Origin of the sequence: Streptomyces sp. NPDC059003, assembly GCF_042740445.1 — a bacterium.
Taxonomy (GTDB): Bacteria; Actinomycetota; Actinomycetes; order Streptomycetales; family Streptomycetaceae; genus Streptomyces.
In genome coordinates this window covers 25,212-45,333 of the sequence record NZ_JBHYJH010000073.1, presented here as the reverse complement: position 1 = coordinate 45,333, position 20,122 = coordinate 25,212, and the positions used below count along the sequence as shown (strand labels likewise).

Genomic DNA, 20,122 nt, shown 5'->3' with positions numbered 1-20,122 from the left:
CTGAAAACCCCCGCCCATCCGCCCTGAAAGGGGCGGGTGGGCGGGGAAGGATCAGCCCGTCCGGCGTTTGAGGACGAGCGCGCCAGCGCGATGGAAGGGCGGGCGGGTGGGGGAATCAGCCGTACGGCGTGTGAGGGGCGCGGCCCCGAGGCCGGTGGGGGCTGGGGCCGCGGGGTGGCCTCAGGACTGTTGCGACCTGGCCTTGAAGGCCGCCTTGCGGGCCTCCTTGGCCACCTTCTTGTCCGGATGCAGCCGCCCCATCGCTTCGAGGACGTCCGCCGTCGCGGGGTGCTCCACCCGCCACGCCGCCGCGAAGAACCCGCTGTGCTGCGCGGCAAGCCCCTCCACGAGGCCCTGCAGCTCCTCGGAGTTGCCCTCGGCGGCGAGCTGCGCCGCGATCGTGTCGATGGTGAGCCAGAAGACCATGCCCTCGGACGGCGCGGGCACATCCGCGGCGCCCTGCTCGGCGAGCCACACCCGCGCGAGCCCGCCGAGCTCCGCGTCGTCGAGGACCTCGCGGAGCGCGGGTTCGGCGGCGCCCCCGACGAGCGACAGCGCCTGCTGACACCGAAGGCGCCGCACCGGCGCGCCCTCGTCGCCGCCGCGCGCCGCGGACAACAGCTCCCGCGCCGCGTCGAGCGGCGCGCGCCGCGCGAGCCACTGCTCGATCTCGGCCTGCGCGGCGGCCTGCGGGAACGTGGCGGTGGCGTCGAGGAGCGTGTCGGCGCCCTTGTCGGCGAGGTCCCCGACGGCGGGCGCGTCGACACCGGCCTCCAGCATCCGCGCCCGGATCCCGTACAGGCCGAGCGGCGTCAGCTTGACCATGCCGTACCGCGTGACGTCCTCGTCGTCGACGGGCGGCAGCGGCTCCTCGCTGTCGATGTCGGCCATCAGCGCCTCGTCGACGGGCTGGTACTCGACGAGCCCGACGGGCTCCAGGAGGCGGAACTGGTCGTCGAGCCGCATCATCGCGTCCGACACCTGCTCCAGGATGTCGTCGGTGGGCTCGCCCATGTCGTCGGGCACGATCATCGACGCGGCGAGCGCGGGCAGCGGCACCGCCCCGTCCTCCGCGGCGCCGTCGCTGACGGTGAGGAGGTACAGGTTCCCGAGGACGCCTTCGAGGAAGTCGGCCTCGGCCTGCGGGTCCCAGCCGAGCTCCGAGAAGTCGATCTCGCCGCCCTCCTGGACGGCGTCCACGAGGTCGTCCAGGTCGGGCACCGTGGCGTCCGCGAAGGCCGTCTCCAGGGCACCCAGCCAGATGCCGAGGACGTCCTGCGGGCTGCCGGACGTGAGCAGCGCCAGGTCCTCGCTCGCCGTCACCGTGCCGTCGGCGTCCTCGTCCTCGCCGTCCTCGACCTCCACGAGCCCCGTGTCGACGGCGACCCGCCAGGCCTCGCTCGCGTACGCCGCCGCGTCCCCGGCCTCCAGGCCATCGGCCCCGTCGACGAGCCCGAGCTCGGCCGCCGCCGCGGGCAGCTGCTCGTCGACGAGCTCGCCGCCCGCGCCGACGCGCGTGTCGGGCCCGGCCCAGCGGGCGAGCCGCACGGCACGGGCGAGCAGGGGTGTGGCGAGCGCGTCCCGCGCGAGCTCCGCTTCGGAGTGCAGCAGCACCGGCGGCAGGGTGGCGGGGCTTTGGGACATCGGCTGGTTCTCCTGACGGGGCACACGGGGGTACGGGTCTGCTGTGTGAAGCCTAGACGGGTTTGACCGGCCGCCGCCCGCCGCTCGGCCCTGGTCGCCGCCGCCCCCGGGCGCTCCGGGCTTGCCCCTCTTTGCCTGAGTTCATGTCCCTGTCAGAAAACGTACAGCCGCGGAACACCGGCACAACCTTGACAACTTCCCTGCTCACACCGGAGATTGACGCGCGTAGAGCGCCACTCCCCCGGGCCGCGAAACCGCCTGTGCTGTCCGCTACCCCTCATCCACCCCTCATCCCCGAATCCCCGGAGCCGTTGATGTCCCCCATATCCCGCGCCCCCAGATCCGCCGCCGTCGGCGCCGCCGTCGCCACGGCTCTCGCGGCCGGACTGCTCGCCGCCACCGCGTCGCCCGCGTCGGCCGACCAGGTGCGCGTCCACGACATCCAGGGCACGACGCGCCTGTCACCGCTGGCGGGCCGGCAGGTCACGGACGTGCCGGGGATCGTGACCGGCGTCCGCGCGTACGGCTCGAAGGGCTTCTGGATCCAGGACCCGCAGGCCGACGACGACCGCGCGACCAGCGAGGGCGTCTTCGTCTACACCGGCTCGGCGCCGACCGTGAAGACGGGCGACGCGGTCCGGGTCTCGGGCACCGTCACCGAGTACGTCCCCGGCGGCGCGAACTCCGGCAACCAGTCGCTGACCCAGCTCACCAAGCCGACGGTCACGGTCGAGTCGTCCGGCAACGCGCTGCCCGCGCCGGTCACGATCAGCGCCAAGTCGGTGCCGTCCGCGTACGCGCCCGCCGGTGACCCGGCAGCCGGGAACAGCGTCAACGCCCTGCCGCTGCGTCCCCGCTCCTACGCCCTGGACCTGTACGAGTCCCTGGAGGGCATGAACGTCGCCGTCGGCACCTCGCGCGTCGTCGGCGCCACCGACCCGTACAACGAGCTCTGGGTGACGGTGAAGCCGCACGAGAACCGGAGCGAGCGCGGGGGCGCGCTGTACCGCTCGTACGCCGCGCAGAACACCGGGCGCCTGCAGATCCAGCAGCTGGCGCCGGTCTCCGAGAGCCCCTTCCCGAAGGCGGACGTCGGGGACGTGCTGTCCGGCACGACCGAGGGCCCCCTCGACTTCAACCAGTTCGGCGGGTACACGCTGACCGCGCGCACACTCGGGAAGGTCGTCCCCAAGGGCCTTCAGCGGGAGCGGACCCGGCCGCAGCGCGAGCGCGAGCTCGCCGTGGCGACGTACAACGTGGAGAACCTCGACCCCGGCGACCCGCAGGAGAAGTTCGACGCGCTCGCGCGCGCCGTCGTCACCCACCTCGCGTCGCCGGACATCGTCGCCCTGGAGGAGATCCAGGACAACAGCGGCGCGAAGAACGACGGCACGGTGGCCGCCGACCAGACCCTGAAGAAGTTCACGGACGCCGTCGCCGCGGCGGGCGGCCCGCGCTACTCCTGGCGGTCCGTCGACCCCGAGAACAACAAGGACGGCGGCGAGCCCGGCGGCAACATCCGCCAGGTGTTCCTCTACAACCCCGAGCGGGTGTCGTTCACCGACCGCGCGGGCGGCGACGCGACCACGCCCACGGACGTCGTGCGCGCGGGCAAGCGGGCCGCGCTCACCCGCTCGCCCGGCCGGATCGACCCGGCGAACGCGGCGTGGACCAACAGCCGCAAGCCCCTCGCGGGCGAGTTCACCTTCCGCGGCAGGACCGTCTTCGTCGTCGCCAACCACTTCGCGTCCAAGGGCGGCGACGAGTCCCTGACCTCGCACCACCAGCCGCCGTCCCGGCCCTCGGAGGTCCAGCGGGTCAAGCAGGCCGAGGCGGTCAACGCCTTCGTACGCAAGATCCGCGCGGCCGAGAAGAATGCGGACGTCGTCGTCGCCGGTGACATCAACGACTTCGAGTTCTCGCCGACGACCAAGGCCCTGGAGGCGGGCGGCGCCCTGCGCGCGGGCGTGAAGTCGCTGCCGCGCGCCGAGCGCTACTCGTACGTCTTCCAGGGCAACTCCCAGGTGCTCGACCAGATCCTGGTCAGCCCCGGTGTCGGCCGGTTCGCGTACGACAGCGTGCATGTGAACGCGGAGTTCGCCGAGCAGAACAGCGACCACGACCCGCAGGTGGTGCGCTTCAAGCCGTAGCGCACCCCCTGCCGGCTCAGCCGTAGAGGCGCGTCAGCCAGTCGCGCCAGGCGAGCTCGGTGCGCTTGGCGTCCGCGTGCGGCGCGAAGTCGTGGACGGTGAGGCCCACGGGCGCGCCGAGCAGGCGGTACAGGGCGTCGTCGGTCCGCAGACCCACGTAGCGCCGCGTGCGGAAGCCGATGACCGCGTCGAGTTCGGCGCCCGGGGCCACGAGCCGGACCCGGGCGCCCTCGCGGGCGTCGGCGGGCAGCCCGAGCGCGCGGGTGAGCCGGGTGAACGCGGCGCCCGCGCCGACCGGGCCGAGGACGGTGCAGACGGCGGGGCGGCCCGCGAAGTACGTCAGGTACTGGCGCAGGGTGTGCAGGCAGAAGTCGGTGTACTCGGTGACCGCCGCGGCCTCCGCCTCGTCCGCCTCCGCCTCGTCCGCGAGGGGTCCTGCGCGCAGATACCGGACCCAGGAGCGGCGGCCGCCGTCGCACGGCTCGATGACGTGGTCGAGCAGGCGCGCGCCCCGGTGCGGAGCGAGGCCGCCGGGGCCCTCCACGGTGAGGCGGCGCGGCGGGTCCCAGCGGGCGACGACACCGCCGCAGGGGGCGGCGCCGCCCTCGCGGGGCTCGTACTCCACGGGGCACAGCCAGCCGCCGGTACCGGTGGTGAGCGCGGCCCACACCACCTCGGGCGGGCGGCCGACCTCGAACTCCCGGACGACCTCGAACGCCTCGCCGTGCCCGCCGCCGCTGCCTGCCATGGAGACTCCTCGGGTGCGCGGGGCCGGTCCCCCACGGCCCCCGCCCCCACGGTCCCACCCCGGCGCCGGCCGGTCAGCGGGGCGCCACTCCGTACGCGAACCGGTACCGCTTCACCTTGGAGTCCTGGACCACGCCGGGGAACTCCCGCACCTTCTGCCACTGCGGGGACGGCGAGCCGACGCCGTCGCCCGGTGCCGCGAGGGCGTCGATGTGGGCCTGCTGGCTCTGCCACTCCGCGTAGTTGACCATCCGTCGGCCGTCGGTGCTGAGGTGGAAGTGCGCCGCGACGAGCCCGGGGGCGGGCACGGGGTCGGACGCGAGTGCCGTCGCGACCGTGTCGACCCAGGCGCGCTGGCGCTCGGCGTCGGGGCCCTCGAAGTCGACCTCGACGGTCACGAAGGCCTCGGGCGTCCCGGTGCCGCCGCCCGCCACGGTCCGGTAGTGGCGGGTCTTCGTCAGGCCGAGGCGTTCGATGCCCGGCACGGCCGCGTCGATCTCGGCGTTCCGCTGGTCCCGGCCGTTGGCGAAGAAGTCCTGGTAGGCCTCGTCGTCCCGCCACTGCGAGTGGTGCATCAGGGTCTGCCCGTCGGAGCCCGTGTACACGTTGTACGAGAGGAGTCCCTCGTGCGGCCACACCCGGCTCTCCCAGGCGTGGGCGATCGCGTCGACCGTGGCCCGCTGCCGCTCCGGGGTGCCGACGTGCCAGGTGCTGAAGAAGGTGAGGCCCACGTCGGAGCGGGTCGGGTCGGCGGGGGTCGTGGTGCGCTGCGGCATGGGGTTCTCCCTGGTCATCGGTGATTCGCGCCGCCCTCTTGGGGCGCCGTGCACGACCTACGTTCCAACGTGAACCTTGGTTCAGGTCAAGCCGCTTCGGACGGCGTCACGGCCGGGTCCGTGCGGGTGGCCGGGGGGCTCGCGGTCAGGCCCGTGCGGGCGGCGTCACGGCCGGGCCCCCTCCGGCAGCGTCACCGCGTCGAGCACCGGCCGCTTCGCGCTCCGTCCGGCGCCGCCCACCACGGGCAGCCGCATCCGGCGCCGCACCCACGGACCCACCGCGCCCGCGAGCCACCGCACTTCCTGCGCCGCCTCGCCGAGCGTCGTCACCGGGGCGAGCGGCGGCAGCGGGCGCGCCCAGTCCGCGTGCCCGGCGATGCCGAGCGCGTCGGCCACGGCCGCGGCGATCCGGGCGTGCCCGACGGGGCTCGCGTGCATCCGGTCCCGGCACCACAGGCGCGGGTCGGCCGTGATCCGCAGCGGGAACAGGTCGAGGACGACGACGCCGTGGCGGTCCGCGGCGGCCCGGACGCGGGCGTTCAGGTCGACGACGCGCGCCTTGGCGCTGCGGGCGAGGGGCGCGATCCTGCCGATGTCGGGGAAGGTCACGGTGACGACGCGGGCGCCCGCCCCGGTGAGCTCGGCGAACATCTCCTCCATGGCGCGGGCGGTGCGGGCCGCGTCGTAGCCGGGGCCCACCAGGTCGTCGACGCCCGCCACGACGGTCACGAGGTCCGGCTTCAGGGCCAGGGCGGGGCCCAGCTGCTCGTCCTTGACCTGCTCCGTGAGGCGGCCGCGCACCGCGAGGTTGGCGTACGCGAAGTCCGGGCGTCCGGCGGCGAGGATCTCCGCGAGGCGGTCGGCCCAGCCGCGGTAGCCGCGCCGTTCGTCGCCGTCGCCGAGCCCTTCGGTCCTGCTGTCTCCGACCGCGACATACCGCGCATACGGATGCGAGCTCATGGCCCGAGGGTCCTGCGCGCGCCAGGGCCCGTCAACGCGGCGGCGTCGGCACGTGCCGGACCGCGGCACCGGGTCCCCCGTCTACCCCGGCCCCCGCAGCCGCCCCAACTCGCTCTGGAACCAGTCGAGTCTGGCCTGCAGGAGCGCCACCTCCGCGGTGAGCTCCGGCAGCCCGAGGCCCCCGGGCACGGAGCCGGGAGCGGCCGGTGCGCCGGACACCGCGGGGGCCGCCGTCACCCGCAGCCCCTCGCCCGCCACGCCGGCGAACCGCCCGAGCGGCACCGCGACGCGCCCGCTCCCCCGCCCGCACCCGCCGCACACCCCTTCCAGGGCGCGCCAGCCCGGCCTGCCCCACCCGGCGTCGGCGAGCCGGGTCGCGGCGGCGCCGCAGCCACAGGGCCCCACGGTCGCCGTCCGCACGCGCTGGCGGGCGTACCGGAAGCCCCGTTCGAAGCGGATGTACGCGCCGAGCACCGCCACTTCGAGGAGCGCCGCCGCCCGGTGCTCCGCGGTGCACAGCAGGCCCTCGGCGTCGGCGCGCGCGTGCACGCAGTGGAAGCCGCAGTCGCAGCGCCGGTGCGGGGCGCGGTGCCGCCGGCCGTAGGCGCAGCGGGCCTCGTCGAGCGCGCCGTACGGCAGGGAGCCGCCGAGCGAGATGCCGGTGAACCCGGCCCGGGTGCCGTCCTGGGACAGCACCGGGTGGGCGACCTTGTACCCCGTCGGCGGCTGCTGCGGGCGCTCCGTGGGAAGCCGGAGCCTCATCGGCCCGCGGGCACCTCGACCGGGGCGGCGGGCGCCAACTCATCGATGTCCGGGGCGACTTCCTGTGCCGCGTCCGCGATCGCCGCGACGGTCGCGTCCTCGCGGGGCTCTTCCTCGGCGATTCCGGTGGCGAGTGCCTTGCCCAGCCTCATGGTGCCTCCTGTACGCGTTGAAGTGTCCACTGCCGCGTTCACCGGCTTCCGCCATGGTGACGTATTCCGGGGCAAGTTGGCACCGGTGCCTCACACCTCGAAGAAGCACTTCGAAGCAGCACTCGGGGGCACACCTCGAAGCAGTACTGCGCAGTACCTCGTAGAAGATTTAAGTGGAGCTTCACAGCCGCCACGCCGAGACTGGCTCTATGATCCAGTTTCCCGCTCCACGCTCCCCCTTCGGCCGCGTTCTGTGCGCGATGGTCACCCCGTTCACGGAGGACGGCGGGCTCGACCTCGACGGTGCGCAGCGGCTCGCCGACCACCTGGTCGCGGAGGGCTGCGAGGGGCTCGTCCTCTCCGGCACCACGGGCGAGTCCCCGACCACGTCCGACGCGGAGAAGTCGGCGCTCGTGCGCGCCGTGCGCGAGGCGGTCGAGGGCCGCGCCAAGGTCGTCGCGGGCGTCGGCAGCAACGACACACGGCACGCGGTCGAGCTCGCCCTCCAGGCCCGGAAGGCGGGCGCGGACGGCCTGCTGACCGTCACGCCGTACTACAGCAAGCCGCCGCAGGACGCGGTCGAGGAGCACTTCCGCGCGGTCGCCGACGCCTGCGGCCTGCCCGTGATGCTGTACGACATCCCGGGCCGCACGGGCACCCGCATCGAGCCGGAGACGATGCTGCGGCTCGCGGAGCACCCGCGGATCGTGGCGGTGAAGGACTGCGCGTACGACATGCTCGGCACCGCGAAGGTGATGGCGGGCACGCACCTCGCGTACTACGCGGGCTGCGACGAGTACGCGCTTCCGCTGTACGCCCTCGGCGGCGCGGGCTGCGTCAGCACGGTCGCGAACGTCGTGCCGCGCCGGTTCCGGGCGATGCTCGACGCGTTCGACGCGGGCGACACCGAGGGGGCCGCCGACGAGCAGCTGCATGTCACGCCGCTCATCGAGCTGATGATGGCCTCCGGCCTGCCCGGCACGGTGACCGCGAAGGCCCTGCTCAACGCGGCCGGGCTGCCCGCGGGCCCGGTCCGCGCACCGCTGCGGCCCGCCGACCGGGAGGCAGTCGACGGGCTGCTCACCGCCTACGACGGGCTCGTGGGCGGCGAGTTCGAGGGCAGCGGGACGGGCGTGCTCAGCGCGCGGTGAGCAGCGGCGTCCAGCGGCGGGGGGAGTCGGCGGACGGCTTGAGATGGCCGCTCAGGGGCACGACCTTGTCGCTGTTCAGGCTGACCAGGATGAGCTGGCTACCGAACTCGCTCTTGCACTTGGTGGCGCAGCCCCAGGCGATCAGCCGCTTGTTGTCGGCCCAGGCGAGCTGCTCCATGCCGGGGACCCTGGCGATCACCCTGCCGGTCTTCGGGTCGAGGATCACCGAACCCTCGGAGTCCTCGTCGGCGGCGATGTGAACGCCGTCGGGCGAGAGCCCGGCCTGGGGCCAGCCCGCAAACTGCCATTCCGCGGGCGTCTTGGTCTTCTTGCCGTCGAGGGTGTACCAGTAGCGGCTCTGGCCGGCCGGCTCCGAGGCGTCCTCCGTGTCCCTGACGTCGCCGTCCGGGACCGCCTTGCCGTCCGTGATGCCGCGTTCCCGGGCGTACGTGACCTCGGTCCCGCCCTCCGCGTCCCCGTCCGTGTAGATCTTCGTGCCGTCAGGGGACCAGTCGAGGTCCTCACGCGAATTTCCTTGGAAGTAGTGCCCCTTCTTGGGCTGCGGCTGCCGCAGGTCGCGGAAGGGGCCGACCTCGCCGGAGCCCGCGTCGATGATGTAGAACCCGGTGCGGCTGCCGTGGTGGAGCGTCGGGCCCTTGGGGTAGTTCTTGGGCGGCGCCAGGAAGCGGTCCGGGTCCTTGCTGTACGCGGTCGCCACGAGCCGCTTGCCGTCGGGTGACCACTCGACGCCCGCCACCGGCTTCTGCACCGTGATCCAGCGCTCCACCTCGCCGGTCATGAGGTCGAGGAGGCCGATGCGCCGGGCGGGCAGTTCGCCCTCCAGGACGGCGGCGGTGCGCATGCCGGGGGCGACGTCGACCCAGGCCCACTTCGCGTCGGCCTTCTCGTACTTCCCGGTCTTCTGGTCCAGGAGCGTGTAGCGGCGCTTGAGGACCTCGTCGCCGTTGGACTGCTTCTCGGTCCTGATCGTGAAGTACCCGGACATCGCGGTGTTTCCGGCGGCGATCAGGTCGCGCGGCGGCGACTGGTCCGGGTGGCCGATGACGTCGCTGGTCAGCGACTCGCTGGCCGGGGTCGCCGTCTCCTGCCCGGCGTCGCCGGGCACGACCACCAGGGCGAGGGCGACCGCGGCGGCCGTCGCCACCGCGCCGCCCGCGAGGGCGCCCACCGTACGGCGCCGCCGCGCGGCGAGGACGCGGTCGGCGAGGTCTGCCCGCGCCGGGCCGCCTTCCGCGGCTTCTTCCTGGAGCGCATCGCGCACCAATTGCTCAACATTCACGGACGTACCTCCACAGGCGAGATGTCACGGGACGGCGGGGCCTCGGCGAAGGCCGGGCCGAGCGCCGCGAGCTCCGGCGCGAGCGCGCGCAGCCGGGCGAGCGAGCGGTGCGTGGTGCTGCGGACCGTGCCGACGGTGCAGCCGAGGATCCGGGCCACGTCGGCCTCGGGAAGATCCTCGAAGTACCGGAGCACGAGCACGGAGCGCTGGCGCGGCGTGAGGCGGGCGAGCGCGCCCCGCATCACGATCCGCAGTTCGGCCCCGCCCACGCCGTCGTCACCGGGCCGCTCGGGCGGCTCGGCGACGGCGACCTCGCGCCGCGGCCACTTCAGCCGCCACCTGCTGACCTGCTGCCGATAGAGCACCTGCCGGACGTACGCCTCCGGGTCCTCGATCCTGCTCCACCGTCCCGCGGCCTTGACCAGGGCGTTCTGCAGCAGGTCCTCGCCCGCGTGCCGGTCTCCGCCGCTGAGCAGGACGGCGGTCCTCAACAGCGCCGACGACCGGCTCTCCACGAACTCCCGGAAGCGTTCCTGGCTCTCGGCATCCATCGTCACCTTCTCTTCTCCGGCGGCCCTGCTGCCCCCTCTGCCGTGGATGACGTGCGTGGACCCGCGTCGCTATGCCTGTGGCGCGACGCGGGTCCTGAGAAAAAATGCGACTGAGGTGATCAGCCCTTGCGGGGGAAGCCGTGGGCCTTGGTCCACTTCAGGCGGTCCGCGTGGTGCTTGAACGTGACCGTCTTCCCGGACGCGGAGATGTCGGCCTTCGTCCAGCCGTCGAAGCCCTTGGTGAGGTGGCGGTCCCACTTGGTCAGGCGCCCGGTGGCGACCGCGGCGATCGACTCCTGCGGGGGCTCGCCGTCGTAGCAGTAGACGCCCCAGTCGGCGATCGCCGCGACGGTGCCGTTCCTGGCCTTGAGCGTGATGCCCTGGCAGACGTCGGTCTTGGTGCGGTAGACGGCCTTGGGCTTGGACCAGCCGCGCGCCTTGGGGCTGTAGTCCTGGACGTAGAGCCCCTTCTTCTTCAGGTAGTGCATGGCCACGCGACGGCCGTCCGCCAGCTTCACCTGGGACTCGTAAGGAGTCGGCGACCCACTCCAGTGGATGTCGGAGTGCTGAAGCTTGTAGTGATGCCCACCCGTCGCCTCACGGGCTTCGGCACCCCCGCCTCCGAACCCCACGAGCAACGCGACGGCCATCGCCCCCACTGCTGCCTTGCGCATGTCACCCTCCCTGATCACTTCTGCGACCCGGGCAGCATACGTGCGCGCCCCGAAGGGGCGCGGGGAACTGCGCGCCCAGCCACAACGGACCCGCAGTTCCACTCCGCACCCCATGAACCACTCAGTTGTGACTGTGCAACACGTCGTTCAGTCCACCCCACACCGCATTGTTCGGCCGCGCCTCAACCGCCCCGGTAACAGAATTACGCCGGAACAGAATGTTCGACGCCCCGGACAGCTCACGCGCCTTGACGATCTGCCCGTCGGGCATCGTCACCCGCGTACCGGCCGTGACGTACAGCCCCGCCTCGACGACGCACTCGTCGCCGAGGGCGATGCCGACACCGGCCTCGGCGCCGATGAGGCAGCGCTCACCGATGACGATGCGGACGTTGCCGCCGCCGGACAGCGTGCCCATGGTGGACGCGCCGCCGCCGATGTCGGAGCCGTCGCCGACGACGACACCGGCGGAGATCCGGCCCTCGACCATCGAGGTGCCCAAGGTGCCGGCGTTGAAGTTCACGAAGCCCTCGTGCATGACGGTCGTGCCCTCGGCGAGGTGCGCGCCGAGGCGCACGCGGTCGGCGTCGCCGATGCGTACGCCCTTGGGGGCGACGTAGTCCGTCATGCGCGGGAACTTGTCGACGGAGGTCACCGCCAGGTGCAGGCCCTCCGCGCGGGCGTTGAGGCGCACCGTCTCCAGGTCGTCGACGGCGACCGGGCCGAGCGAGGTCCAGGCGACGTTGGCGAGGAAGCCGAACATGCCGTCGAGGTTCGCGCCGTGCGGCTTGACCAGGCGGTGGCTGAGCAGGTGCAGGCGCAGGTAGACGTCGTGCGCGTCCAGCGGCTTCTCGTCGAGGGCCGCGATGACCGTGCGGACGGCGACGACCTCCACGCCGCGGCGGGCGTCCGGGCCGATCGCCTTGGCGGCGCCCGCACCGAGCAGCTCCACGGCACGCTCGGCGCTCAGCCGCTCGCTCCCCGAGGGCCCCGGCTCGGCGACGAGCTCGGGCGCGGGGAACCAGGTGTCGAGAACGGTGCCGTCGGCGGCGAGGGTGGCAAGGCCGGAGGCCACGGCTCCGGTGGTGCGGGAAGCAGTCGTATCGGTCATGGGTGAAAACCTAACCGGGGCGGGGGCGCGGAGGCTAACCGGTGGGGGTGGACGTCTCGTGTGCCGGGCGCCGGACCGCCGCCCCGGCACCGGGCTCCCCTGGTCGGGACGCCCGCCCCGCCCCCAGGAGCAGCACCCCGGCCGCGCCCGCGAGCACCGCGCACACCGGCCACAGCGCCCCCGGCGCCACGGTGTACAGCGCACCGCCCAGCGGGGCGGAGAGCACGACGCCGCTCACCGAGACCCCCGAGTACAGGCTCTGGAACCGCCCCTGGGCGTGGGCGGGCGCGCTGTCGGCCACGTACGCCGTGGCAGGCGTCTTGTAGAGCACCTCCCCGGCGGTGAGCAGCAGCATCATGGCGACGGCGGTGCCGAGGCCCGTCCCGAGGGCGAGCACCCCGTACCCGGCCCCGACGAGCAGCACGCCCCCGCCGACGATCCGCAGCGGCGCCCGCCCCCGCAGCGCCACGGTCACCGGCAGTTCGAGCAGCAGGATGAGCCCGCCGTTGATCGCGAGGAGCCAGCCGTAGACGCCGGTGCCGAGGCCGTGCCGGTCGAGGTCCGCGGGCAGCGTCGAGTACTGCTGCCGGTAGACGAGGTCGGTGACGAGGATCGCGGCGAGCAGCAGCACGACGGTGGGCCGCTGCCGCAGGCACGCGAGCACCCCGGGCCCGTCCGGGGCGCCGCCCTCGGTGGTGCGTCCGGCCGCGTGCGCGGGCAGCACGCGCGCGGCGTACGCGGCGAAGACGAGCGTGCCGATCCCGTCGACGACGAACAGGACGCCGTACGAGAAGTGGGCGATGAGCAGCGCGCCCAGGGGCGGGCCCGCGGTGAAGCCCGCGTTGGCCGCGAACCGCATCACCGCGAAGCCCTGGCGCCGGGCCCCGTCCGGCACCGTCACCGCGACGAGCGCGCCGTTGGCGGCGCGCACGCAGCCGCCCGCGTACTGGCTCAGGACCGGCACGACGTACAGCAGCGCGACCGGCAGGACCGGCAGGGCCAGCACGCCCGCCCCGCTGACCAGCGAGCCGATGAGCAGCACGCGGCGGTGGCCAATGGGGCCTCCCCTGCTCGAGCGAAGCCGAGAGCTTGGGGAATTGTCGCCGAACCAGCCGCCCGTGAAGTTCCCCGCGACCTGCCCCGCGCCCCCGATGCCGCTGATCAGCCCCGCCTGCGCGACGGACAGACCGCGCTCGTCCGTCAGGTACACGAAGAAGTACACGAAGGTGAAGGCCACCACCATGTTGAAGAACTGGCCGGCGGCGAGCAGCCGCACGGTCCTCGGTACGTCGCGCAGCCCGCGCAGCATGCCACCCCCGCAAGACCCGGTGAGTTTCCGAGTTCCTGAGTTTCTGATTTCCGAGTGAGTTCCTTTTGGGAACGGACTATGGCAGCATGCGAAGCTCCGGGTCAACGCCCCATCGACCCGGGGAGAGTGTGAGGGACATGCCACGCCGGACGAGCCTCGGCGACGCCCACTGCGCCATCGCGCAGGCCCTGGACGTCGTCGGCGACTGGTGGACCCTGCTGATCGTGCGCGACGCGGCCCGCGGGGTGCACCGCTTCGACGAGCTCCAGCACGAACTCGGCCTGTCCCGGAAGGTGTTGGCGGAGCGCCTGCGCCTCCTCGTGGACGCGGACGTGCTGGCCCGGGTGCCGTACCAGGACCGCCCGCCGCGCCACGAGTACCGGCTCACGGCGCGCGGCCGCGCCCTGCTGCCGGTCCTGATCGCTCTCCAGGACTGGGGGGACACCTGGGTGTTGGGAGACGGAGAGATGACGGCGACGGCGACGACTCAGGCCTCGCGGGAGGCACAGCGGGTCCATGAGCTCCTGGGCACGCGCGTGCCGGAGCTGCGGCTGCTCGCGGACGACGGCACGTCGAGCGACCCGGTGGCGGACGCGGCGTACACGGTCCTGTACTGCTTCCCGGGCGCGTACGCCCGCAAGGACGCCTATCCGCCCGGCTGGGCGACGATCCCGGGCGCACCGGGCTGCACGCTGGAGTCGTGCACGTACCGCGACCGGCTCGCCGAGTTCACCGCGGCGGGCGCGGCCGTGCGCGGCGTGTCCACCCAACGCCCGGACGAGCAGCGGGCGTTCGCCGCCAAGGAGGGGCTCCGCTTCCCGCTCCTGTCGGACGCGGACCTGGCCCTGGCGGCGGCGCTTCGCCTGCCGACGTTCCGCGCGGCGGGCGTGAGCCGGCTCAAGCGGCTGACGCTCGTCGTGGACGCCGAGCGCGTGGTGCGGCACGTGCAGTACCCCGTCACCGACATCACCGCCGCCGTCGACGAGGCCCTGGACGTGGTCGAGCGCCTGTCGGGCGCGGGGAGTTGATCAGCCGCGCGCGGCGTCGACGAGCCGCGCGAACATCTCCCGCGCGTAGTGGGGGTCGTACGCGTCCCCGTGGAGCAGCACCTGCAGGCAGATGCCGTCCATCAGCGCGCTGATCCCGCGCGCGGTGGCGGCGTCGGTGTGCTGACGGAGCAGCGCCATGAGGCCCTCGCACCACTCGGCCGCGACCGGCCGCAGCGCGGGCCTGCGCAGGGCGGCCAGATACAGCTCGTACTCCAGCTCCACGCTCTGGCGCCGCCCGACGAGCCACTCCCCGAGCAGCGCGGCGAGCTCCTCGGCGAGGTCGGCGTCGGGGTCCCGCAGCAGGCCGCTGTCGTCGGCCGACTTCGCGTACGCCTCGTTGGCCTGCCGCAGGGCGGCGATCATCAGCTCGTCGAGGGTCTTGAAGTGGTACGTCATGGACCCGAGCGGCACATCGGCCTCGGCGGCGACGGACCGGTGACTGAGCCCCGCGATGCCCTTCGCGCCCACCACCCGGATCGCCGCGTCGATGATCCGCTGCCGCCGCTCGGGGTCGTACCGCCGCACCATCAGTGGGCCCCGCCCAGATTCAGCACGACGACGCCCGCGATGACGAGCACGATCCCCGAGACCTTGACCAGGCTCGCCGACTCCCCCAGGAACACCATCCCGATGGCGGCCACGGCGGCCGTCCCGATGCCCGCCCAGATCGCGTACGCGGTCCCCACGGACAAGGTCTTGAGCGTCTGCGCGAGCAGCGCGAAGGCCAGCAGATACCCGGTGACGGTGATCAGCGAGGGCCACAGCTTGCTGAACCCGTCGCTGTACTTCATGGCCGTCGTCCCGGCCACCTCCGCCGCGATGGCCGCGGCCAGCAGTCCGTATCCCATACGTACGAGTGTACACATCGTTGCGTACGCGCGTACACAACGAGGGCCCGACGGATTCGGGGCTCAGTCGAGCAGCGTCGGTCTGCGCTAACGGAAGGCGATGAGCGACCTCTTCGGCCGCAGCACGCAGAACTCGTTCCCCTCGGGGTCGGCCAGGACCACCCACCCCGCGTCGGCCCGCTGCCCCACGTCCACGCGGCGCGCCCCGAGCGCGAGCAGCCGCGCCACCTCGGCGTCCTGGTCGTCGGGGGCGAGGTCGAGGTGCAGGCGGTTCTTCACGGTCTTCCCGTCGGGGCTCGGCATGAAGCAGATGCCCGTCGGCGCGAACTCGTCGGTCCCGATGACGACTTCACGCTCGCGCTCGGACAGCACCCGCCAGTCGAGCACCCGGCACCAGAAGCGGGCGAGGCCGGACAGGTCGTGGGCGTCGATGACGATGTGGTGCAGCGAAACGGCCATGCGCGCCAGTGTGCCTGGCGGGCATGGCCGTCGCGACGGAATATGTGTCCCGGAGGTCCCGGAGGTCCCGGGCCGGTCAGAGGCTTCCCGGACCGCTCGGACGTCGGGTCAGACGTTGAACCCGAGCGCCCGCAGCTGCTCCCGGCCGTCGTCCGTGATCTTGTCGGGGCCCCACGGCGGCATCCAGACCCAGTTGATCCGGAGCTCGTTGACGATGCCGTCCGTGGCGGACTTCGCCTGGTCCTCGATGACGTCGGTCAGCGGGCAGGCCGCCGAGGTGAGCGTCATGTCGATCGTGGCGATGTTGGCGTCGTCGATGTGGATGCCGTAGATCAGGCCGAGGTTGACGACGTCGATGCCCAGCTCGGGGTCGACGACGTCGTACAGCGCCTCGCGGACCTCTTCCTCGGACGCGGGCTTCGTCGTCAGGCCCTCTCCAGAAGTCACAGTGTTCTCGCTCATGCCGTCTTCCTTTCCGCGTCGACGTCGGCACCCAGTGCCTGCGCCGTCGCGTCCTTCCACGCCATCCAGCTCAGCAGAGCACACTTCACGCGGGCGGGGTACTTGGAGACACCGGCGAACGCGACCGCGTCCTCCAGGACCTCCTCCATCGCGTCGTCCGGCTCCAGCCTGCCCTTGGACTGCATCAGCTCCAGGAACACGGCCTGGATCTTCTGCGCCTCGGCGAGGTCCTTGCCGACGAGCAGGTCGTTGAGGACGGACGCGCTGGCCTGGCTGATGGAGCAGCCCTGGCCCTCGTAGCTGACGTCCTCGATGCGCGAGCCGTCGTACTTCACGCGCAGCGTGATCTCGTCGCCGCACGTCGGATTGACGTGGTGCACCTCGGCATCGCCGTCGCGCAGACCGCGCCCGTGCGGATGCTTGTAGTGGTCCAGGATCACGTCCTGGTACATCGAATCCAGCTTCACGATTCCCAGCCAGCCCCTCAGCCGAAGAAGTTCCGTACGTGCTCCAGGCCGTCGACGAGGGCGTCGATCTCGCCGGGCGTGGAGTACAGATAGAACGACGCTCGCGTGGTCGCGGGAATTCCGTACCGCAGGCACACGGGGCGGGCGCAGTGGTGGCCCACCCGGACCGCGATGCCCTGCTCGTCGAGGACCTGGCCCACGTCGTGCGGGTGGATGTCGCCGAGCGTGAAGGAGATCGCGGCGCCCCGGTCCTCGGCCGTGGACGGGCCGATGATCTTCAGGTCCGGGACCTCGAGCAGGCGCTTCACCGCGTACTCGGTGATCGCGTGCTCGTGCCGCTCGATCTTGTCCATGCCGATGGCCGTGAGGTAGTCCACGGCCGCGCCGAGGCCGACGGCCTGCGCGATCGGGGGCGTACCCGCCTCGAACTTGTGCGGCGCGGGGGCGTAGGTCGAGGAGTGCATGGACACCGTCTCGATCATCTCGCCGCCGCCGAGGAACGGAGGCAGGTCCTCCAGGAGCTCCTGGCGGCCCCACAGCACGCCGATGCCCGTCGGACCGCACATCTTGTGGCCGGTGAAGGCCACGAAGTCGGCCTGGAGGGCCTGTACGTCCAGCGGCATGTGCGGCGCGGCCTGGGAGGCGTCGATCAGGACGAGCGCGCCGACCTCCTGGGCGCGGCGCACGATCGCCTCGACCGGGTTGACCGTGCCCAGGATGTTGGAGACCAGGACGAAGGAGACGATCTTCGTCTTCTCCGTGATGACCTCTTCGATGTTCGACAGGTCGAGCCGGCCGTCGTCGGTGAGGCCGAACCACTTCAGCTTCGCGCCCGTGCGCTGCGAGAGCAGCTGCCACGGCACGATGTTGGAGTGGTGCTCCATCTCCGTGATGACGATCTCGGTGTCGTGGTCCACGCGGTAGGGCTCGTCGGCCCAGCCGAGCATGTTGGCCACGAGGTTGAGCGACTCCGAGGCGTTCTTGGTGAAGATCACCTCGTCGCGGCTCGGCGCGTTGATGAACGCGGCGACCTTGTCACGGGCGCCCTCGTACAGCGCCGTGGCCTCCTCGGCGAGGACGTGCACGCCGCGGTGGACGTTGGCGTTGTGCTGCTCGTAGTACTCGCTGAGTACGTCGATGACCTGGCGCGGGGTCTGGGACGTGGCCGCGTTGTCCAGATAGACGAGCTTCTTGCCGTCGTGGAGCGAGCGCTCCAGGATCGGGAAGTCCTTGCGGAGCGCCTCGGTGTCGAGGAGGCCCGGCAGCTGTGTCACGCGGACGCGCCTCCCTTCACGTACGCCTCGTAGCCCTCGTTCTCCAGCTTGTCGGCGAGCTCGGGGCCGCCGGACTCGGCGATGCGCCCGTTGGCGAACACGTGGACGAAGTCGGGCTTGATGTAGCGCAGGATGCGCGTGTAGTGCGTGATGAGCAGGGTGCCCACCTCGCCCGTGTCACGGACGCGGTTGACGCCCTCGGAGACGACGCGCAGCGCGTCGACGTCCAGGCCGGAGTCGGTCTCGTCGAGGATCGCGATCTTCGGCTTGAGGAGCTCCATCTGCAGGATCTCGTGGCGCTTCTTCTCACCGCCGGAGAAGCCCTCGTTCACGTTGCGCTCGGCGAAGGACGGGTCCATCTGGAGCCCGGCCATCGACTCCTTGACCTCCTTCACCCACGTGCGCAGCTTGGGGGCCTCGCCGCGGATCGCCGTCGCCGACGTACGCAGGAAGTTGGAGACGGAGACGCCGGGGACCTCGACGGGGTACTGCATGGCGAGGAACATGCCCGCACGGGCACGCTCGTCGACCTCCATCGCCAGGACGTCCTCGCCGTCGAGGGTGACGGTGCCCTGCGTGATCGTGTACTTCGGGTGGCCCGCGATGGAGTAGGCGAGGGTCGACTTGCCGGAGCCGTTCGGGCCCATGATGGCGTGCGTCTCGCCCTGCTTCACGGTCAGGTCGACACCCTTGAGGATTTCCTTGGTGCCGTTCTCGACCTCGACGGTCACGTGCAGGTCGCGGATTTCAAGCGTTGCCATGGGTGCCTCAGGACTCCTGGGAGAGGGAGACGAGCACGTCGTCCCCTTCGATCTTTACGGGGTAAACGGGGACGGGGCGCGTCGCGGGAAGGCCGGACGGCTTGCCGGTGCGGAGGTCGAAGCTGGAGCCGTGCAGCCAGCACTCGATCTGGCAGTCCTCCACCTCGCCCTCGGAGAGGGAGACGTTCGCGTGCGAGCAGATGTCGTAAATCGCGTACACCTCGCCCTCGGTGTGGACGACCGAGACCGGCGTGCCGTCGAGTTCCACCCGCTTCGGGGTGTCCTCCTCCAGCTCGCTCAGCCCACAGGCGCGTACGTACGTCATGCGACGGACGCCTCCAGCTCCTCTTCGATCTTCGCGATGAGCCGCTCCTCGATGTCCGGGACACCGATCTGCTGGACCAGCTCGGCGAAGAAGCCGCGGACCACCAGGCGGCGCGCCTCGTGCTGCGGGATGCCGCGGGCCATCAGGTAGAACAGCTGCTCGTCGTCGAAGCGGCCGGTCGCGGACGCGTGACCGGCGCCGACGATCTCGCCGGTCTCGATCTCCAGGTTCGGCACGGAGTCGACGCGGGCGCCGTCCGTCAGGACCAGGTTGCGGTTCATCTCGTACGTGTCCGTGCCCTCGGCCTTGGCCTCGATGAGGACGTCGCCGATCCACACGGCGTGCGCGGCCTCGCCCTGGAGCGCGCCCTTGTAGACGACGTTGGACTTGCAGTGCGGGACGTTGTGGTCGACCAGGAGGCGGTGCTCCTGGTGCTGGCCCGCGTCCGTGAAGTACAGGCCGAACAGCTCGGCCTCGCCGCCGGTGCCCGCGTACTGCACGCGCGGGTGGATGCGGACGACGTCGCCGCCGAAGGTCACGACGACGGACTTGAACGAGGCGTCCCGGCCGACGAGCGCGTTGTGCTGCGCGACGTGCACGGCCTTGTCGTCCCAGTCCTGGACGGAGACGACGGTCAGCTTGGCGCCGTCACCGAGGACGTAGTCGACGTTGGCGGCCAGGACGGCGTCGCCGGAGTGGTCGATGACGACGACGGCCTCGGCGAACGCGCCCAGCTCGATGACCTGGTGGCCGAAGGCGGTGCCGCCCTCGCCGTGCACGGTGATGCGGATCGGGTCGCTGAGGACCGTCTCCTTGGGGACGGTCACGACCGAGGCCTTCTCGAAGGCGGAGTACGCCTGCGCGGCGACGCGGTCCACCGGGGTGCCCGCCTTGCCGAGCCGCGCGTCGTCACGGCCGACGGTCTCGACGGTGACGCCCTCGGGGGCCTCCACCTGGACCTGCACGCCCTCACCGGTGGCGGCCGCCGTGCCGTCGTGCAGCCCGCGCAGGCGCTCCAGCGGAGTGAACCGCCACTCCTCCTCGCGGCCGTGCGGCACCGGGAAGTCCGCCACGTCGAAGGACGGGGGCGCGCTCATGCGGGTGGCGACGGTGGACTCGGCGGCCACCGCGATGGATCCGGCGGTGGTCGACCCCACCGGGATGTTCTGAGCCTCAGCCATGGCTGTCGT

The 20,122-nt window shown here is 72.3% G+C and carries 23 protein-coding genes; 3 read left to right on the top strand and 20 right to left on the bottom strand.

Translation table 11 applies throughout. The annotated features are described in order from the left end of the window. Positions 1–180: 180 nt before the first annotated feature. Positions 181–1,644 carry a hypothetical protein gene (locus ACFWZ5_RS24460; RefSeq protein WP_384794565.1) on the bottom strand — a complete coding sequence of 488 codons (1,464 nt, stop codon included), beginning with the start codon at positions 1,642–1,644 and terminating at the stop codon, positions 181–183. Positions 1,645–1,958: 314 nt separating this feature from the next. On the opposite strand from ACFWZ5_RS24460, the gene ACFWZ5_RS24455 reads away from it, so the two are divergent. Beyond that, a complete protein-coding gene (locus tag ACFWZ5_RS24455; RefSeq protein WP_384794567.1) occupies positions 1,959–3,794 on the top strand; it encodes an endonuclease/exonuclease/phosphatase family protein in 1,836 nt (611 codons plus the stop codon). A gap of 16 nt (positions 3,795–3,810) precedes the next feature. Here ACFWZ5_RS24455 and ACFWZ5_RS24450 read toward each other — a convergent pair whose 3' ends face one another. The 5 genes from ACFWZ5_RS24450 to ACFWZ5_RS24430 form a co-directional block, all read right to left on the bottom strand. Further along, complete coding sequence (locus ACFWZ5_RS24450; protein ID WP_384794569.1) at positions 3,811–4,542, bottom strand: SRPBCC domain-containing protein; 732 nt, start codon at positions 4,540–4,542, stop codon at positions 3,811–3,813. A gap of 73 nt (positions 4,543–4,615) precedes the next feature. Then, positions 4,616–5,317 carry an antibiotic biosynthesis monooxygenase gene (locus ACFWZ5_RS24445; RefSeq protein WP_384794571.1) on the bottom strand — a complete coding sequence of 234 codons (702 nt, stop codon included), beginning with the start codon at positions 5,315–5,317 and terminating at the stop codon, positions 4,616–4,618. Between the two features lie 165 nt (positions 5,318–5,482). Beyond that, positions 5,483–6,277 carry an SGNH/GDSL hydrolase family protein gene (locus ACFWZ5_RS24440; protein WP_384794573.1) on the bottom strand — a complete coding sequence of 265 codons (795 nt, stop codon included), beginning with the start codon at positions 6,275–6,277 and terminating at the stop codon, positions 5,483–5,485. Positions 6,278–6,358: 81 nt separating this feature from the next. Next, a complete protein-coding gene (locus tag ACFWZ5_RS24435; RefSeq protein WP_384794575.1) occupies positions 6,359–7,039 on the bottom strand; it encodes a hypothetical protein in 681 nt (226 codons plus the stop codon). Next, positions 7,036–7,191: a hypothetical protein gene (locus ACFWZ5_RS24430; protein ID WP_384794577.1), complete on the bottom strand. Its 156-nt coding sequence runs from the start codon at positions 7,189–7,191 to the stop codon at positions 7,036–7,038. Before ACFWZ5_RS24430 ends, ACFWZ5_RS24435 begins: the two co-directional genes overlap by 4 nt. A 209-nt stretch (positions 7,192–7,400) precedes the next feature. On the opposite strand from ACFWZ5_RS24430, the gene dapA reads away from it, so the two are divergent. Beyond that, a complete protein-coding gene (gene dapA, locus ACFWZ5_RS24425; protein WP_384794579.1) occupies positions 7,401–8,342 on the top strand; it encodes a 4-hydroxy-tetrahydrodipicolinate synthase in 942 nt (313 codons plus the stop codon). Here dapA and ACFWZ5_RS24420 read toward each other — a convergent pair. From ACFWZ5_RS24420 to ACFWZ5_RS24400, 5 genes are all read right to left on the bottom strand, one after another. Further along, positions 8,329–9,642 carry a WD40 repeat domain-containing protein gene (locus tag ACFWZ5_RS24420; RefSeq protein ID WP_384794581.1) on the bottom strand — a complete coding sequence of 438 codons (1,314 nt, stop codon included), beginning with the start codon at positions 9,640–9,642 and terminating at the stop codon, positions 8,329–8,331. The genes dapA and ACFWZ5_RS24420 overlap by 14 nt on opposite strands. Continuing rightward, positions 9,639–10,193, bottom strand: a complete 555-nt coding sequence (locus tag ACFWZ5_RS24415) for a SigE family RNA polymerase sigma factor (protein WP_384794583.1) — start codon at positions 10,191–10,193, stop codon at positions 9,639–9,641. The genes ACFWZ5_RS24420 and ACFWZ5_RS24415 overlap by 4 nt, the downstream gene beginning before the upstream one ends. Positions 10,194–10,312: 119 nt before the next feature. After that, entirely contained in the window at positions 10,313–10,867 is a 555-nt protein-coding gene (locus tag ACFWZ5_RS24410; RefSeq protein ID WP_384794584.1) for a hypothetical protein, read from the bottom strand. Between the two features lie 121 nt (positions 10,868–10,988). Beyond that, positions 10,989–11,978, bottom strand: a complete 990-nt coding sequence (gene dapD, locus ACFWZ5_RS24405; RefSeq protein ID WP_384794586.1) for a 2,3,4,5-tetrahydropyridine-2,6-dicarboxylate N-succinyltransferase — start codon at positions 11,976–11,978, stop codon at positions 10,989–10,991. A 34-nt stretch (positions 11,979–12,012) separates the two neighbouring features. Beyond that, positions 12,013–13,287 carry an MFS transporter gene (locus ACFWZ5_RS24400; protein WP_384794588.1) on the bottom strand — a complete coding sequence of 425 codons (1,275 nt, stop codon included), beginning with the start codon at positions 13,285–13,287 and terminating at the stop codon, positions 12,013–12,015. A 137-nt stretch (positions 13,288–13,424) separates the two neighbouring features. Here ACFWZ5_RS24400 and ACFWZ5_RS24395 point away from each other — a divergent pair, with 137 nt between their 5' ends. Beyond that, the gene (locus ACFWZ5_RS24395) at positions 13,425–14,315 is read left to right on the top strand and encodes a winged helix-turn-helix transcriptional regulator (protein ID WP_384794590.1); all 891 of its coding nucleotides are present in this window, start codon (positions 13,425–13,427) and stop codon (positions 14,313–14,315) included. On the opposite strand, the gene ACFWZ5_RS24390 is transcribed toward ACFWZ5_RS24395, so the two are convergent. The 9 genes from ACFWZ5_RS24390 to sufD form a co-directional block, all read right to left on the bottom strand. Next, a complete protein-coding gene (locus ACFWZ5_RS24390) occupies positions 14,316–14,864 on the bottom strand; it encodes a TetR/AcrR family transcriptional regulator (protein WP_384794592.1) in 549 nt (182 codons plus the stop codon). Then, the gene (locus ACFWZ5_RS24385; RefSeq protein WP_384794594.1) at positions 14,864–15,202 is read right to left on the bottom strand and encodes a DMT family transporter; all 339 of its coding nucleotides are present in this window, start codon (positions 15,200–15,202) and stop codon (positions 14,864–14,866) included. The genes ACFWZ5_RS24390 and ACFWZ5_RS24385 overlap by 1 nt, the downstream gene beginning before the upstream one ends. Before the next feature lie 69 nt (positions 15,203–15,271). After that, positions 15,272–15,643 (bottom strand): VOC family protein, encoded by a 372-nt coding sequence (locus ACFWZ5_RS24380; RefSeq protein WP_384794596.1) that lies wholly within the window; start codon positions 15,641–15,643, stop codon positions 15,272–15,274. A 108-nt stretch (positions 15,644–15,751) separates the two neighbouring features. Then, positions 15,752–16,105, bottom strand: a complete 354-nt coding sequence (locus ACFWZ5_RS24375; RefSeq protein ID WP_362070620.1) for a metal-sulfur cluster assembly factor — start codon at positions 16,103–16,105, stop codon at positions 15,752–15,754. Next, complete coding sequence (gene sufU / locus ACFWZ5_RS24370) at positions 16,102–16,572, bottom strand: Fe-S cluster assembly sulfur transfer protein SufU (protein WP_384794598.1); 471 nt, start codon at positions 16,570–16,572, stop codon at positions 16,102–16,104. Before sufU ends, ACFWZ5_RS24375 begins: the two co-directional genes overlap by 4 nt. 17 nt (positions 16,573–16,589) lie before the next feature. Continuing rightward, the gene (locus tag ACFWZ5_RS24365) at positions 16,590–17,846 is read right to left on the bottom strand and encodes a cysteine desulfurase (RefSeq protein ID WP_138959065.1); all 1,257 of its coding nucleotides are present in this window, start codon (positions 17,844–17,846) and stop codon (positions 16,590–16,592) included. Next, positions 17,843–18,607 carry a Fe-S cluster assembly ATPase SufC gene (sufC, locus tag ACFWZ5_RS24360; protein WP_030687197.1) on the bottom strand — a complete coding sequence of 255 codons (765 nt, stop codon included), beginning with the start codon at positions 18,605–18,607 and terminating at the stop codon, positions 17,843–17,845. The genes ACFWZ5_RS24365 and sufC overlap by 4 nt, the downstream gene beginning before the upstream one ends. A 7-nt stretch (positions 18,608–18,614) precedes the next feature. Beyond that, positions 18,615–18,932, bottom strand: coding sequence for a bifunctional 3-phenylpropionate/cinnamic acid dioxygenase ferredoxin subunit (locus ACFWZ5_RS24355; protein WP_384794601.1), 318 nt, complete (start codon positions 18,930–18,932; stop codon positions 18,615–18,617). Next, positions 18,929–20,113, bottom strand: a complete 1,185-nt coding sequence (gene sufD, locus ACFWZ5_RS24350; RefSeq protein ID WP_384794603.1) for a Fe-S cluster assembly protein SufD — start codon at positions 20,111–20,113, stop codon at positions 18,929–18,931. The genes ACFWZ5_RS24355 and sufD overlap by 4 nt, the downstream gene beginning before the upstream one ends. Positions 20,114–20,122 lie beyond the last annotated feature (9 nt).